Here is a 13,415-nt window from a genome sequence, read left to right as displayed (position 1 = left end):
TGATCATTGAGTGAAGCTGGCGTGCTTACGATCATGGGGCGGCGGTGCGGCCGTTTCTCCACAGTCAGCAGTCGCAGGAAGTTCGGCAGCCACACCGATCCTCGACTGGCGGCATCCTCGGGTGCTGGCGTTGTTGACCGAGACCCGGGACGTTGGTCCTGAGGCAGAGCGAGCATTCCTGATCACGGCCCACCGACTCATCGCAGCCCGCGTGCGGCCGGTATACGCCATGAACGAAAGGCAGCCCGTCTCTACCACCCTGGGCCTGGGACGCGGTTCGTGCAGCCAGAGATTGGCGCTGCTTGAGGCCGTGGCACGCAGCTGCGGGATCGCCACTCGCGTCAGGGGCTTGCTGCTCGATGGGCGTTTTTGGCATCCGCGGTTCCCGCAGCTGCGTGCGTTGATCCCCCGGCACGTGGTGCTGGCCTGGCCGGAGTTCCTTTTCAATGGTCAGTGGGTGACCGTGTCCGAACTCTATGGTGATCTGGGCACGCTACGAGCGGGCGGCCAATTCACTAACACAGGGGGCGTAACACTCTTCGACGCGATTGCGCACACTGCCGTGGACTGGGACGGCAGCACCTGCTCCTCATGTGACCTGTCAGGTCACGTCCTGGCCGATCTGGGCTATTTCGACTCCCGGGACGACCTGTTCAAACAGCACGGTCAAACCTTGTGCCTGCCGGTTCGCATTCCTGCAGACCTCATCATGAGTCGTCGGGCGGCTTGAGCTCGTGAGGCTGCCCGACCCGTGGTGTCGGCGTACGTCTTGAAGTGCAAAGGTGCGTACGAGTAAACGCGCAGAGACCGATTCTCAGTACTGCGGCTACATTGGCGACTGCCAGACACTGCGCGCCAAGTCCGCGACGGCGGCGGCCTGAGCGTGACCTGCGCGGGCGGCGGGTGCGCGGCGAGAGGGGTTCAGCAGGCCGGTACGGAACGCCTTTCTGGTGACCTCGTCCGGTGTGATGACCACCACTTGAGCGGCACCGAGCTTGGAGCGCTGCTGCTCGACTGTCTCCACCGGGCCGCCGGCACGCGTAACCGGTGCCAGAGCCACCACATGGCTGCAGCCCTTGGCCAGGTCCAGGTTCAACGGTGAACGTATCCCGCCATCCGTGTAGCGGCACTCACCAATGGTGATCGGCGGGCGCACGCCAGGGCTGGAGCAACTGGCCGCGACCGCCCTGACCAGGTCGGTCCCCGAGGCAGCATCGAACACCGTGAACTCGCCGGAAGCGGCGTCCACGGCGGTGATCAGCAGTTCGCGAGTTGGCCACTCCGTCGCCCCGCCGAGCCATTCCGCCACAGTGAGCAGCCGCTCCTCCTCCGAAGAGGTCTTGGCCTTCAGCGCCATCCGGCCCATGCGCTCTCTGAACGCTCGCGCGTCCGTACCCGCGCGTACCGACGCCCAGGCGAGCTTGAACAGGGCTTTCGCGACGCCTTGGGGAGCTGTCTCGCCCGCGACGGGCACGAGCTGGGCCTCATAGCGTTGCCGTAAATCGAGCCCGCACGCCAGCTGCGCACCGACGACCGCGCCCGCCGAGGTGCCGATCACCACGTCGGCGGAGGAGAGATCGACTTCGTGCTCGGCCAGACCGGCAAGCATGCCTAGTTCCCAGGCGATTCCCGTGACACCGCCTCCGCCGAGGACCAACACCCGCCGCATGTCCCCATTCTGTATGACCACCGCCGCACTGATCCTCTCTGCACGTTTACCTGTACGTGGCTCGGCAATTGAGCCCGCACGCTGACACGTGGCCGCGAAATGCTTTCGCGGCCAGGTTGGCGATCTCTCTACGCTGACCTCATGACATGGCATAACGTGCTGGATGAGCGGCCTGAACTGAGCGAGCGGTGGCAGGCGAACTGGCCGGATTGTCCGCCTGTCGGCCATGAGCTGCAGCGGTTCTACAGCTCACGCTGGGTTCGCTTCCACAGCCTTCCCGAGTCCAAGCGGTATGCGGATACACCTGCCGAGTACGAGATCCTGTTGCGTCGGCACAACACCGTGTTGTCTGAGCTGTTCGACGGCCAGGAGGTATTCGTCGTCACCGTCGCCTACACGGGAGAGAGCGAGTTCACCACGCCCCTGGAGTATCCAGAACCGCTGTCGTTGAACCCTGGGGCACGCCTGTGGATGACCGTCACTGAGGATGACGAGGGCGAGGAATTTCCCAGCTACTCCCACATGCTGGTGACACACCAGACCTGGCGGCGCGGAGCCCTCGACTCCCTGCTGAGAGCAGCGGCTGATGACGTCATCGCCGGCGTCTTGATCGCCGACTTGCGCATGAGCCACATCTACCACCCCTACGACGGCGGAGCGGACTGCGCTTTCCCAGACTCTGCAGCAAGGGATCGCCTCAAGGCGGCGCACAGGGAGTGGTTGTCGAGCCATCCGGTGGGTCTGTAGTCGCACAGGGACAGTTGTGCTGGGTGGAGGTAGGACCGATTGCAGAGGTGTCTCTTCACGCGGGCCGCAAAGCCATCTACAGTTACGATTTGCAGGCACTGTGTGACTCTGTGCAGCCGCAAACTCTTGTGGGTTAAGCACGGCGCCAGTACGTGGAGGTCGGGCATGACGTTGGGCGAAGCATCGCTGCTGGAGCAGCTGGATGCGGACGAGGAGTCTGTCCGCGGGCAACTTGAGTCGTTGCGTGAGCAGGTGGCCACCCTGGAAGAGCGACTGGACGACCTGGCTACCGCCCGAAGGGTAGTCGCGCCGATGCTGGCTGGACGCTGTCGGCCCGAGCAAGCGCCTTCTGATGGAACGCCTGATGCCCCGACGCACACCTCGTCAGAGAAAGCCGCGCCGGCACCGAAACCGGTCACCGGGCTCGACCAGCAGGTCGTTGTGATCATGGCGAGTTCCGGGCGGACGATGCGTGCCAAGGAAGTGGCTCAAGCGCTGGGCGAGCCCGACGTGCGGGGGCGGGTGGAGACCACCCGGGCACGGCTCAAGCGGCTGACGGCGCTGGGCTGGCTGGCCCAGCACGAACCTGGCCTGTTCTCCATCGCCGCGGGCATCAATGGCCACGCGCTGGGGGGAGTCACCAACGACGAGGCATAGAGCAAGCGACACATCGCAGGTCAGGCGCTCAACGACGATCGTGGGCGCCGGGCCGGACGAGCAGGGTGCCGCCGAGATTAGGCCCTCGGCGGCACCCGAGGTTGCGTGAGCACCCTCCAGGTTCTAACTGATAGTGCCTCGCGCACTCCCGAGAGTAACTCGAATGGGGTCTCTTGGGGAGGCGTCGAGCCTGGATTTCGCCTGCCCTGCGATCGGCAGGGCAGGCGCGGGAAGGATCGACGATGCCCTCACCAGGGCGAGGAGTCCGGCGCGGATCAGCTTCCGCCCGCCCCGGCGGGCGAAGCAGGCCACAGCCGGACGGTCAGGCCGGCCTCCAGTTGGGCGATGGTGGCCACATCCGGCCAGCAACGCCCGACGACCACGTCGTTGACGGTCTGCCGGTTCACCCCACTGACCTCGGCCAGTCGGCGAAAACTCAGCCCTCGCTCGGTCATCACTTCTTGCAGAGCCGCGGCGATGGCCTGGACGACGACGGCGGCCGGATGGCCGGACAGATTCGCGTGGGGCCAGTTCTCCGGGTCGTCGGCCAACTCCCGGGGAGAGCGGGAACGCCCGCGTCCTCCGACCATGACAAACGGCTCCTTTCGGTAGATGTCGTCGCCCTCCGTAACGGCAGGTTGTCCTGTCGCTATGGATGGGGTGTGACCCTCGACGCGGAAACCTCGGCGAAGATCACCGGCTACCGGCCGCAGCAGGTCCCGCCGGAATGGGAACAGATTGCCGGGCACGTGCGGATGCTGGTCGCCGCCAGCGCCGACCGCTCCCCCTACCGGGTGGAACGGCTGCTCACCGCGACCAGCCGACTGGCCGCGTGGTGTCACCGCTCCGGCCTGCCGGATGACCCGGAAGTGTGGCTGCGGCACGAGACGATCGACGCGTTCGTCCTGACCGGCTGCACCGACCTGGCCCCGAGCTCGGCGCAGACCTACCGCAGCTGGCTGCGGCACATGCGCGCCACGCTGGCCTGGCTGGAACGCGGCGAACAGGCGCCGCCACCGATGACAGCCCCCAAGAAGGTCAGCCCGCCGTACTCGCCGGCACAGCTCGGCCGCCTGCGCGGCTGGGCCGAACGCCTGCCCGGCCAGGCCAGAGGCGACGCTCTGGCGTTGATGGCGCTCGCCTTCGGTTGCGGCCTGACCTCTGGAGAAGTGGCCGCCGTCCGGACCGGGCATCTGCGCCGCCTGGACTGCGGCGCGGTCGTGGTCACCGTCGCCGGCACCGAGCGGCTGATCGTCTGCCGCGCTGCCTGGGAGGACGTCCTGGCCTATGCTGCCGACCAGCCGGGCGACCGGTTCGTGTTCCGGCCCGGGCGCACCGCCCGGCACGCCAAGAACCTGTTCAGCTCCTGGACAGCCCGCCACACCCCGACCGGTGGCCTGCCCGCGCTGTCGGTGCGCCGGCTGCGCTCCTCGTGGATCGTCGAGTTGCTGAGCGCGCGGATCGATCTGGGGGTGGTGGCCGCCGCGGCCGGGATGAGCACCTCCGCGCTGGTCCGCTACCAACATTTCGTCCCCGTCCTGGACGAGTCCACCGCGGTCGCGCTGCTGCGCGGCAGGCCCGACGAACGGGCCCATTGAGTACGGCGAAGCCACGCGCCTGGCCGCCGCGCACCACCCGAGCCCGAGCCACCCGGCCCCGGCCACCTGCCAAGCAGACGGCACAGATCCCCGATGCCGTCGTTGGTCACTATGCCCGGCTGCTGAACGACTCCGGCATCATGCCGCTGATCGACGCCGAACTCGGCACCAGGCCCGGCCCGCCCGGTCTGCCCATCGCCGCGGTGCTGACCTGCCTGCTGCTGTCCATCAACCACACCGGCAAGGCCACTCTCGTCGAGGCCTGGCGGATCGCCGCGTTCTGCCTGAGCGGCGCCGCACGCCACCGGCTCGGCCTGCCCGACATCAACCCCGCAGATGTCCACCAGGTGCTCGCCTCTTCCCGCCGCTTCTACCGGGCCTTCGACCGGCTGACCACCGTGCTGGATCCAGTCCGCCACGATCGGCGCGCCCGCCTGCCCCAGCATCAGGCCGACGCGCTGGCCGCCGCCTGGGAGCATGACGACCCAGCACACTCGCGAAAGCGGCAACTGCTGCAGGACATCGTCACCGCGCTGGTGCTCACCCCAGTGCGCTGGGCCAAAGGCCGGGGCTACCTCCGTCACTTCCGCGGCGACGTCGGCATCGACACCACCGCCGCCCCGGTCTTCGCCCGCCCACCCCGGGCCCGCCGCTCCACCGGGGAATTGATCGCCTCCACCGAGATCACTGCGGGCTGGCACCACTCGGCCGGAAACGGCCCACCCGAGTACGGCTACAGCGCCACCCTCACCGTCGCCGCCCGCACCCGCCCGGCACTCGGCTCCTTCCCTCAACTGACGCTCGGCCTGGTCCTCGACACCCCGCACAAACGCATCGGCGCCAACGCCATCACCACTCTCAAACCCCTGGCCACGCTCGGCTTTCCCACCGGCTTCGCCGTCGCCGACCGCGCCTACACCGACCAGCAACCCGGCCACTTCGCCCAACCCGCACGCGAACTCGGCTACCGACTCGCACTCGACTACAAAGTCGACCAACGCGGAGTGCAGGGCAGCGCCCACGGCGCGCTGCTCATCGACGGCTCCCTGGCCTGCCCCCTGATGCCCGACCGGCTCGCCCAGGCGACCACCGGTCTGGACGACGCCGCCATCCGCACTCCCTCGGACGAACTCACCGCGCTCATCAGCGCGCGAGAGCCGTACTTGCTGCGCCTCAAGCAGAGCCCGAACACCGACGGCACTGTCCGTTTCCAGTGCCCGGCAGCAGGCACCTCCCCATCGCTGACCTGCCCCCGCTACGACCGCCTCCACCAGCGCGGACCCAACCGGCCCACCGCTGTCGACCTCACCGACACCCGGCAACGCGCCGCCCACCCCGCGGCCAAACCTCGCATTCTTCCCCCACAGCCCGAACACAAGACCGCCGAACTGCCGAAGATCTGCCAACAGCACACCATCACCGTCAGCAAGGACGACCTCGGCCACCTCGACAAGTTCCGTCAGGATCTGCCCTACCTCAGCCCTTCGTGGCGAGGGACGTACTCCGCTGCCAGGGCGATGACCGAGGGGCTGAACGGCCGTCTCAAGGGCCACGACGTCGACCTGGCTGATCCGAAGAACCGGCTCGCCCACGGCCGCGTCGCCCAGACCATCCTGGTCGCATTGCTCGTCGCCGTCGCCAACGACCACTTCCTCGACCAGTGGCGCCACACCCACCAGCCCCCAGACGAGCCCGACACACCCGCCGACATCTTCGAGACCCCAGCAGAGCGCCTCGACCGCTCGCCACTCACAGGCCGGAGCAGACCACCACCGGTCCCATAACCGGCACTTCAGATCACCTTGTCGCAGCACCCAGCCCGGAGCCGGCATCGCCATGCCCAGCGACGCGAACTCCGACCTCCACCAGCGCCCTGACACCACCCGGGCCTCCCCGGACACCTGCTCCGCGGCTCCCAAACCAGGACGAACCCGATTCGGAAACCCCTGAAACGACAAGATCCCGCCCGATCACGATGATCAGACGGGATCCCGTCAACTTCAGTCCGGCCGTTTCAAGAACGGCCCCTGGTGGAGATGAGGGGATTCGAACCCCTGACCCCTTCGATGCGAACGAAGTGCGCTACCGGACTGCGCTACATCCCCATGGACTTGACCAGATTAGCAAACCCCCAGCACTCCTCGCGCCACACATTCAGTCCCCCACCGCCCGCCGAGGCGGCTCCGCGTACTGATCGAACAGTACATCCCCCTGTCGAGCCGCCAGGTCGATGATCTCGGCCTGTGCCTGTTCGGCCGCCAGCTCCGCCGCCCGCTGCTGCTCGCGCAGCCGGCGGGCGCGGGCCGTACGGGCCTGAGCCGCACGATCGCGCCGTTCGCGGTCCACCTGGACCGCGATCCGGAGGAAGGCCATGTACGCCAGCATGATGACCCCGGCGGGCGCGACGCTCCACCAGGGGATCACCTTGACCGCGGCGGTGACGACAGAGGCGATCACGAGCAGGGCGGTGAAGAAGAGCAGGCGCCGGCGCCGGGCCACGATGATCGCGCGGCGCCTGGCCCGGAACTGCCGTGGGTCGACTCGTTCGAACTCGCCCGTGTAGTCCTCGGGCTGCTCCACCAGATCGTCGGGCTGCTGGGACAGGTCCGGTAGCTGGTGTTCGCCGGTGTAGTACTCCTCGAGCTCCACCAGCTCGGCGAGGTTGGTCTTGTCCCTGCGCAACCACATCGGAACTAGGACACACAGCCACATAACGACGATGGCCAGGTAGAGGAGGATGCTCACAGCCACCTCCGGGCAGCACAAAGACGCCTGGCTGCTGGCGGCGTCTTCGATGTGCTCACGTCACGCACCGTAAGACCGCGTGTCACTAATTGACGAGCATTCGGTGCGGTGTGTCGCGAGATCGTCAAACCTCTTCTACTGGAGACCCACCGTGAGCGGCTGACTCACGCGCGCGACGCCACTGTACGAGCAAGCCCCCGGGTACGTCCTCGACGGTCAACGCGTAACAAATGTGATCGCGCCAGGCTCCATCGATGTGAAGTTGGCGACGCCGTATGCCTTCTTCCCTGAATCCCAGCTTCTCAACCACCCTGCGGCTGGCTTGGTTCTCGGGGCGGATGTTCGCCTCCAGCCGGTGCAGGCCGGTGGTGAAGAAGCAGTGGTCGACGGCCATCGCGAGCGCGGTCGGGGTGATGCCCTGACCGGCCAGCGCGCCGTCGATCCAGTAGCCCACCTGTGCGGAGCGGGCCGAGCCCCAGACGATGGCGCCGATGGTCAGCTGTCCCGCGAACCGGCCACCATGCGTGACGACCCACGGCAGCGCGAGGCCCTGCCTGGCCTCGCGACGCAGGGTGCCGACCATGGAAATGTACGGGCCGAGACCCGTTCGGAACAGCGGCGTCTCCGGATTGCTGGGCTCCCAGGGACGCAGCCACTCGGCGTTGCGCAGCCGTGTCTCTCGCCACACACGTACGTCGGCCAGTCGCAGCGGTCGCAGGCCCACCGGGCCTTCGTTGAGAACCGCCGGCCAGCCACGAAGTCGATCCACATCTCTCATCATCCCCCTATCGGGCACGATGTCGCCACGGATCAGCAGCGGTGACTCTCCGCACGCTACGGGCGAGGGTGGTCACCGCCACGAATCTGATCGACCGCATGCTGAAGGACGGGAGCGAGTACGGCCACACCATCCCGTACGCCGCCGGAGGATCCAGGCAGATTGACGATCAACGTGTCGCCCGCCTGGCCCGCGAGACCACGGGAAAGGATCGAGGTCGGCACTTTGTCGCGGTTCGCCTGGCGGATGGCCTCCGCTATCCCGGGAATCTCGCGGGTGATCACCCGAGCCGTCATCTCCGGCGTCAGATCGGTCGGTGTCAGACCGGTCCCGCCGGTCGTCACGATCACCGCGTACCCTGCCGAAACGCCATCGCGGAGTGCGGCCTCGACCGGCTCCCCATCGGGCACCACGACGGGCCCCTCCACGGAACACCCGGCTTCCGAAAGCAACGAAACCAGGAGCGGTCCCGATTTATCGGCGTAAATCCCGGCTGATGCGCGATTCGACACAGTCACCACGAGCGCCCGGATCACCGTGTCCACAGCCCGGTCTTCCCGCCCACCTTCTCCTCCACCCGCACATCGGTGATCACCGCGGCCGGATCGACCGCCTTGACCATGTCGATCAACGCGAGCGCCGCCACGGACACCGCCGTCAGCGCCTCCATCTCGACACCGGTACGGTCGGCCGTCTTCACCCGGCAGGTGATGGCGACCCCCCAATCCTCGACGTCGAGCGACACCTTGACCCCGTGCAGCGCGATCGGATGGCAGAGCGGGATCAGGTCGGGCGTCCGCTTGGCGCCCATGATGCCGGCGATCCTCGCCACGCCGAGCGCGTCGCCCTTGGGCACCTCACCCGACCGCAGCAGCTCCACCACCGCGGCCGACAGCAGCACCCGCCCGGTGGCCGTGGCCGAACGCGCCCCGACCTCCTTGCCGGACACGTCGACCATGCGCGCGGCGCCCGTCTCATCGAGATGGGTGAATTCCGTCAAAACCGGGTCACCTCCACGACAGCCCCGGCGGGCACCTCGGTCACGTCCTCGGGTACGACGATCAGCGCGTTGGCCGAGGCCAGCGCGGCCAGCTGGTGCGAGCCCTGCCCGCGCACGGGCGAGACGGTGCCGTCGGACGACAGCACACCGCGCAGGTACGACCGCCGCCCCGACGGTGACCGCAACGGCCCGGTGACCCGTGCGGACACCGTCTCCGGCGGGTCCACGGGCAGGCCGCGCATCTTCTGCAGCGCCGGCCGTACGAAGAGCAGGAAAGAGACGAACGACGAGACCGGATTGCCGGGCAACGCGAAGATCGGCACCTGGTCCTCGCCCACGACGCCGAAGCCCTGCGGCATGCCGGGCTGCATCGCGACCTTCTCGAAGTTGACCGTGCCGAGCGGGGTGAGCGCCTCTTTGACCGGTTCGTACGCGCCCATCGAGACGCCGCCGCTGGTCACGATCGCGTCGGCGCGAATGAGCTGTGCGTCGAGCTGGTCGAGGAAGGCGGCGGGGTCGTCGCCGACGGTGGTCGCGCGGAAGCCCTCGGCGCCGGACTCGCGTACGGCGGCGGTCAGGGTCACGCTGTTGGAGTCCCAGATCTGGCCGGGGCCGAGGGGCATGCCGGGTTCGACCAGTTCGGCGCCGGTCGACAGGACCACGACGCGAGGGCGCGGCCGTACCATGACGCGGCGGCGGCCCACCCCGGCGATGATGCCGAGCTGCGCGGGCCCGATCACCGTGCCCGGTTTGAGGACGACTTCACCGGCTTGTACGTCCTCGCCCGCCCGGCGGATGGCGTTGCCGACCGTGGGAGCGCGGTCGATCGTGACGGAGACCGTACCGCCGTCCGTCCATTCCACCGGCACGACGGCGTCGGCGCCGGCGGGCAGGGGCGCCCCCGTCATGATGCGGACGGCATGCCCGGGACCGACCGCCCGCAGCTCGCTCGACCCGGCGGCCACATCGTCGATCACCGGAAGGGTGACCGGGACATCCGCGACATCCTGCGCACGTACCGCGTAGCCATCCATGGCCGAGTTGTCGAACGGCGGCAGCGGCACCGGCGAGGCGACCTCCTCGGCCAGCGTCGCGCCGAGGGCCTGCTCCAGGTCGAGTTCGAGTGGGGCCAGCGGACGCACGGTGGCCAGGATCTCGGCCAGATGGGCGTCAACTGATTTCATCGAGGAACTCCCGCAACCACGGCACGAACTCGGGCGCCAGGTCGGGCCGGTCGGCCGCGAACTTCACGACCGTACGGAGATAGTCGAGTTTGTCGCCGGTGTCGTAGCGACGGCCGCGGAACAGCACGCCGTGGACCGGCCCGCCCTCCTCGGTGCCGCGCGCGGCCAGCGTACGGAGCGCGTCGGTGAGCTGGATCTCGTTGCCGCGGCCCGGCGGGGTGTTCTCGAGCACCTCGAAGACCGCCGGGTCTATCACGTAACGCCCGATGATCGCCCAGTTTGAGGGCGCCTCGTCCACCGGCGGCTTCTCGACGAGGTCGGTCACGCGTACGACGTCGGACTCGGAAGTGGCCTCGATCGTGGCCACGCCGTACAGCGAGACCTGCTCCTTGGGCACCTCCATCAGCGCGATCACGCTGCCGCCGTAGGTGTTGCGCACCTGGATCATGCGGTCGAGCAGCTTGTCGCGGTGGTCGATGAGGTCGTCACCGAGCAGGCAGGCGAACGGGTTGTCGCCGACGTGCTGCTTGGCGCAGAGGACCGCGTGCCCGAGCCCCTTCGGCTCGCCCTGCCGTACGTAGTGCAGGGTCGCCAGGGAGGCCGGCTCGCGGACCTGGGACAACCGATGCTCGTCGCCCTTGGCCTCCAGCACCTCCTCCAGCTCGAACGCCCGGTCGAAGTGGTCCTCGATTGACCGCTTGTTCTTGCCGGTGACCATGAGGAGATCGAGGAGCCCGGCGGAGGCCGCCTCCTCAACGACATACTGGATCGCGGGCTTGTCGACGATGGGCAACATCTCCTTGGGTGTCGCCTTCGTCGCTGGTAGGAATCGGGTGCCCAGACCTGCGGCGGGCACGACGGCTTTCGTCACAGGGTCGAAGTCAGCCATGAGTAGACCCTAGTGGAGGTATCTGTGGACAAGATGAAACTGCGCCGCGAGCTGCTCTCAGCGCGTAGCTTCCTCTCCCCGGAGCAGTTGCGGATAAACGCCTCGAAGGTCCGCGAAACACTGCTCGATCAGCCGTGGGTACAGATGGCCGGGCTGGTGGCCTGCTACTGGTCCGTCGGCTCGGAGCCGGGGACGCACGGGCTGGTTTTCGCGCTGTGGAAGCACGGCGCGACCGTGATGCTGCCCGTGCTGCGGGAGGACGACGACCTCGACTGGGCGGTTTATGACGGTCCTGACACGCTGGCGCCCGGCCGCTTCGGGATCATGGAGCCGGTCGACACCCGGCGCGGCGTCGACGCGGTCCGCACGGCCGCCCTCGTGATCGTCCCCGCTCTCGCCGTGGACAGGCACTCGGGGGTACGGCTCGGCCGTGGCGGTGGCTCGTACGACCGCGCTCTGTCCAGAGTGGGGCCGAACGTCCCGACTGTCGCCCTTCTCCATGACGGTGAGCTGATCGACGACGTACCGGCCGAACCACACGATCAGCAGGTCCGCTGGGCGATCACACCCAGCGGACTCACTAGGCTTATGTGAAGGAAACACACAGGAGGGGGCCAGATGACGCTAGATGTCTGGCTTCTCCTTGGTGCCGCGATCGTCATCGCGGCCATCGCCTCGGTCCGCATCGCGCATCGCAGCGGCCTGCCCAGCCTCCTGCTCTTCCTCGGCCTGGGTCTGGTCCTGGGCGAGGCCGGGTTCGGCATCCCGTTCGACAATCCGGAGCTGGCCCAGCAGATCGGCCTGAGCGCGCTGGCGGTGATCCTGGCCGAGGGTGGTCTGACCACGAACTGGAGCCACGTGCGCCGCTCGGTGCCGCTGGCCCTGATCCTGGCCACCCTCGGGGTGGCGGTCAGCATCCTGGTGGTGGCGGTGGCCGTACAGGGGCTGCTGGGGTTCGGCCTGAACTCCGCGCTGATCCTCGGCGCGGTGCTGGCCTCAACCGACGCGGCCGCCGTGTTCTCGGTGCTGCGTCGGCTGCCGCTGCCGCCGCGCCTGGCCGGCGTGCTGGAGGCGGAGTCGGGCTTCAACGACGCGCCCACGGTGATCGCGGTGGTGCTGCTGAGCGCCGCCACTCACTCGCCGCCGTCGCTCGGCTCGTTCCTGTTGCAAACCGGGACCGAGTTGGTCATCGGCGCGGCGGTCGGCCTCGCCATCGGGCCCGCCGGCGCGTACACCCTGCGCCGCGTCGCCCTGCCCGCATCAGGCCTGTATCCGATCGCTGTCCTGGCGCTGACCTTCGTCTCGTACGGCGGCGCGGTGCTGCTGCACGGCTCGGGCTTCCTGGCCGTCTACCTGACGGCGCTGATCCTGGGCAACTCGCGGCTGCCGCACCGGGCGGCGACCAGGGGGTTCGCGGAAGGGGCCGCCTGGTTGGCGCAGATCGGGCTGTTCGTGATGCTCGGGCTGCTGGCCGACCCGAAGGAGATGCCGTCGGCGATCGTGCAGGGCCTCATCGCGGGAACGGTCCTGGTGCTCCTGGCCAGGCCACTGTCCGTGATGGTCAGCGCGCTGGCGGCCCGGCTGCTGCGCCTCGGGCGGACGAACTGGCGCGAACAGGCGTTCCTGTCATGGGCCGGCCTGCGCGGAGCCGTCCCCATCGTCTTGGCGACCATCCCCTGGGCGGCCGGTGTCGCGGGCTCGAAGGACATCTTCAACGAGGTCTTCGTGATCGTGATGGTGTTCACGCTGCTGCAGGGGCCGACGCTGCCGTTCGTGGCCAGGATCCTCGGCGTGGCCGCCCCCGGAGAGGCGCACGATCTGGAGGTGGAGTCGGCGCCGCTGGAGGAGCTGAAGGCCGACCTGCTGCAGATCAAGGTGCCGCCCGGCTCCCAGCTGCACGGCGTCGAGATCTTCGAGCTGCGCCTGCCGGCCGGGGCCGCCGTCACGCTCATCGTCCGCGACGGCAAATCGTTCGTCCCCTCGGCCACCACCCGGGTCCGGGCGGACGACCAGCTGCTCGTGGTCGCCACCGCGGCCTGCCGCGACGAGGTCGAGAGCCGCATGCGCGCCGTCAGCCGCCGGGGCAAGCTGGCCGGATGGTACGGAGAACGCGGTTCGGAATAGACGTTTGACCTAATCGGTTACCAT

The 13,415-nt window shown here is 68.3% G+C and carries 15 protein-coding genes and 1 tRNA gene; 7 read left to right on the top strand and 9 right to left on the bottom strand.

Translation table 11 applies throughout. From position 1 onward, the window contains the following. The first annotated feature begins 121 nt into the window (after positions 1-121). The gene (locus tag AB0C30_RS15495; RefSeq protein ID WP_357943701.1) at positions 122-730 is read left to right on the top strand and encodes a transglutaminase domain-containing protein; all 609 of its coding nucleotides are present in this window, start codon (positions 122-124) and stop codon (positions 728-730) included. Between the two features lie 96 nt (positions 731-826). On the opposite strand, the gene AB0C30_RS15490 is transcribed toward AB0C30_RS15495, so the two are convergent. Beyond that, positions 827-1,669: a patatin-like phospholipase family protein gene (locus tag AB0C30_RS15490; protein ID WP_357943699.1), complete on the bottom strand. Its 843-nt coding sequence runs from the start codon at positions 1,667-1,669 to the stop codon at positions 827-829. 141 nt (positions 1,670-1,810) lie between these two features. Between AB0C30_RS15490 and AB0C30_RS15485 the strand changes: the two genes are divergently transcribed. Together AB0C30_RS15485 and AB0C30_RS15480 are read left to right on the top strand one after the other, a co-directional pair. Further along, positions 1,811-2,416 (top strand): hypothetical protein, encoded by a 606-nt coding sequence (locus AB0C30_RS15485; RefSeq protein ID WP_357943697.1) that lies wholly within the window; start codon positions 1,811-1,813, stop codon positions 2,414-2,416. Positions 2,417-2,581: 165 nt separating this feature from the next. Continuing rightward, entirely contained in the window at positions 2,582-3,073 is a 492-nt protein-coding gene (locus AB0C30_RS15480; protein ID WP_357943695.1) for a hypothetical protein, read from the top strand. 275 nt (positions 3,074-3,348) lie between these two features. Here AB0C30_RS15480 and AB0C30_RS15475 read toward each other — a convergent pair whose 3' ends face one another. Next, entirely contained in the window at positions 3,349-3,663 is a 315-nt protein-coding gene (locus tag AB0C30_RS15475) for a helix-turn-helix transcriptional regulator (protein WP_357943693.1), read from the bottom strand. 72 nt (positions 3,664-3,735) lie between these two features. Between AB0C30_RS15475 and AB0C30_RS15470 the strand changes: the two genes are divergently transcribed. After that, positions 3,736-4,671, top strand: coding sequence for a hypothetical protein (locus AB0C30_RS15470; protein ID WP_357943691.1), 936 nt, complete (start codon positions 3,736-3,738; stop codon positions 4,669-4,671). Then, complete coding sequence (locus tag AB0C30_RS15465) at positions 4,668-6,455, top strand: hypothetical protein (RefSeq protein ID WP_357943689.1); 1,788 nt, start codon at positions 4,668-4,670, stop codon at positions 6,453-6,455. Before AB0C30_RS15470 ends, AB0C30_RS15465 begins: the two co-directional genes overlap by 4 nt. A gap of 244 nt (positions 6,456-6,699) precedes the next feature. Here AB0C30_RS15465 and AB0C30_RS15460 read toward each other — a convergent pair. From AB0C30_RS15460 to galU, 7 genes are all read right to left on the bottom strand, one after another. Then, positions 6,700-6,776 (bottom strand) — tRNA-Ala (locus AB0C30_RS15460). A 49-nt stretch (positions 6,777-6,825) separates the two neighbouring features. Continuing rightward, a complete protein-coding gene (locus tag AB0C30_RS15455) occupies positions 6,826-7,359 on the bottom strand; it encodes a hypothetical protein (protein ID WP_357943687.1) in 534 nt (177 codons plus the stop codon). 181 nt (positions 7,360-7,540) lie between these two features. Further along, positions 7,541-8,194 carry a GNAT family protein gene (locus tag AB0C30_RS15450; protein WP_357944580.1) on the bottom strand — a complete coding sequence of 218 codons (654 nt, stop codon included), beginning with the start codon at positions 8,192-8,194 and terminating at the stop codon, positions 7,541-7,543. A gap of 56 nt (positions 8,195-8,250) precedes the next feature. Next, the gene (locus tag AB0C30_RS15445) at positions 8,251-8,730 is read right to left on the bottom strand and encodes a MogA/MoaB family molybdenum cofactor biosynthesis protein (protein WP_357944577.1); all 480 of its coding nucleotides are present in this window, start codon (positions 8,728-8,730) and stop codon (positions 8,251-8,253) included. Beyond that, positions 8,727-9,194 (bottom strand): cyclic pyranopterin monophosphate synthase MoaC, encoded by a 468-nt coding sequence (moaC, locus tag AB0C30_RS15440; RefSeq protein ID WP_225296114.1) that lies wholly within the window; start codon positions 9,192-9,194, stop codon positions 8,727-8,729. The genes AB0C30_RS15445 and moaC overlap by 4 nt, the downstream gene beginning before the upstream one ends. Beyond that, positions 9,191-10,378, bottom strand: a complete 1,188-nt coding sequence (glp, locus tag AB0C30_RS15435; protein WP_357943685.1) for a gephyrin-like molybdotransferase Glp — start codon at positions 10,376-10,378, stop codon at positions 9,191-9,193. Before glp ends, moaC begins: the two co-directional genes overlap by 4 nt. Continuing rightward, positions 10,365-11,267 carry a UTP--glucose-1-phosphate uridylyltransferase GalU gene (gene galU / locus AB0C30_RS15430; RefSeq protein WP_357943683.1) on the bottom strand — a complete coding sequence of 301 codons (903 nt, stop codon included), beginning with the start codon at positions 11,265-11,267 and terminating at the stop codon, positions 10,365-10,367. Before galU ends, glp begins: the two co-directional genes overlap by 14 nt. Positions 11,268-11,300: 33 nt before the next feature. Between galU and AB0C30_RS15425 the strand changes: the two genes are divergently transcribed. Together AB0C30_RS15425 and AB0C30_RS15420 are read left to right on the top strand one after the other, a co-directional pair. Then, positions 11,301-11,861: a 5-formyltetrahydrofolate cyclo-ligase gene (locus AB0C30_RS15425; protein ID WP_357944574.1), complete on the top strand. Its 561-nt coding sequence runs from the start codon at positions 11,301-11,303 to the stop codon at positions 11,859-11,861. A 24-nt stretch (positions 11,862-11,885) separates the two neighbouring features. Then, complete coding sequence (locus tag AB0C30_RS15420; protein ID WP_357943681.1) at positions 11,886-13,391, top strand: potassium/proton antiporter; 1,506 nt, start codon at positions 11,886-11,888, stop codon at positions 13,389-13,391. Positions 13,392-13,415 lie beyond the last annotated feature (24 nt).

The sequence above is a fragment of the Nonomuraea sp. NPDC048901 genome (assembly GCF_040649695.1).
In the GTDB taxonomy this organism is placed as follows: Bacteria; Actinomycetota; Actinomycetes; order Streptosporangiales; family Streptosporangiaceae; genus Nonomuraea.
Note: the sequence above shows the minus strand (reverse complement) of the source record. Positions and strands in the feature narration are given on the sequence as shown.

Excerpts from the sequence above, each read along its gene's own strand:
- AB0C30_RS15480 (WP_357943695.1), top strand. The coding sequence starts at position 2,582 with ATGACGTTGGGCGAAGCATCGCTGCTGGAGCAGCTGGATGCGGACGAG.
- AB0C30_RS15490 (WP_357943699.1), bottom strand. The coding sequence starts at position 1,669 with ATGCGGCGGGTGTTGGTCCTCGGCGGAGGCGGTGTCACGGGAATCGCC.
- AB0C30_RS15475 (WP_357943693.1), bottom strand. The coding sequence starts at position 3,663 with ATGGTCGGAGGACGCGGGCGTTCCCGCTCTCCCCGGGAGTTGGCCGAC.
- AB0C30_RS15425 (WP_357944574.1), top strand. The coding sequence starts at position 11,301 with ATGAAACTGCGCCGCGAGCTGCTCTCAGCGCGTAGCTTCCTCTCCCCG.
- AB0C30_RS15420 (WP_357943681.1), top strand. The coding sequence starts at position 11,886 with ATGACGCTAGATGTCTGGCTTCTCCTTGGTGCCGCGATCGTCATCGCG.
- AB0C30_RS15450 (WP_357944580.1), bottom strand. The coding sequence starts at position 8,194 with ATGAGAGATGTGGATCGACTTCGTGGCTGGCCGGCGGTTCTCAACGAA.
- galU (WP_357943683.1), bottom strand. The coding sequence starts at position 11,267 with ATGGCTGACTTCGACCCTGTGACGAAAGCCGTCGTGCCCGCCGCAGGT.
- glp (WP_357943685.1), bottom strand. The coding sequence starts at position 10,378 with ATGAAATCAGTTGACGCCCATCTGGCCGAGATCCTGGCCACCGTGCGT.
- AB0C30_RS15455 (WP_357943687.1), bottom strand. The coding sequence starts at position 7,359 with ATGTGGTTGCGCAGGGACAAGACCAACCTCGCCGAGCTGGTGGAGCTC.
- AB0C30_RS15485 (WP_357943697.1), top strand. The coding sequence starts at position 1,811 with ATGACATGGCATAACGTGCTGGATGAGCGGCCTGAACTGAGCGAGCGG.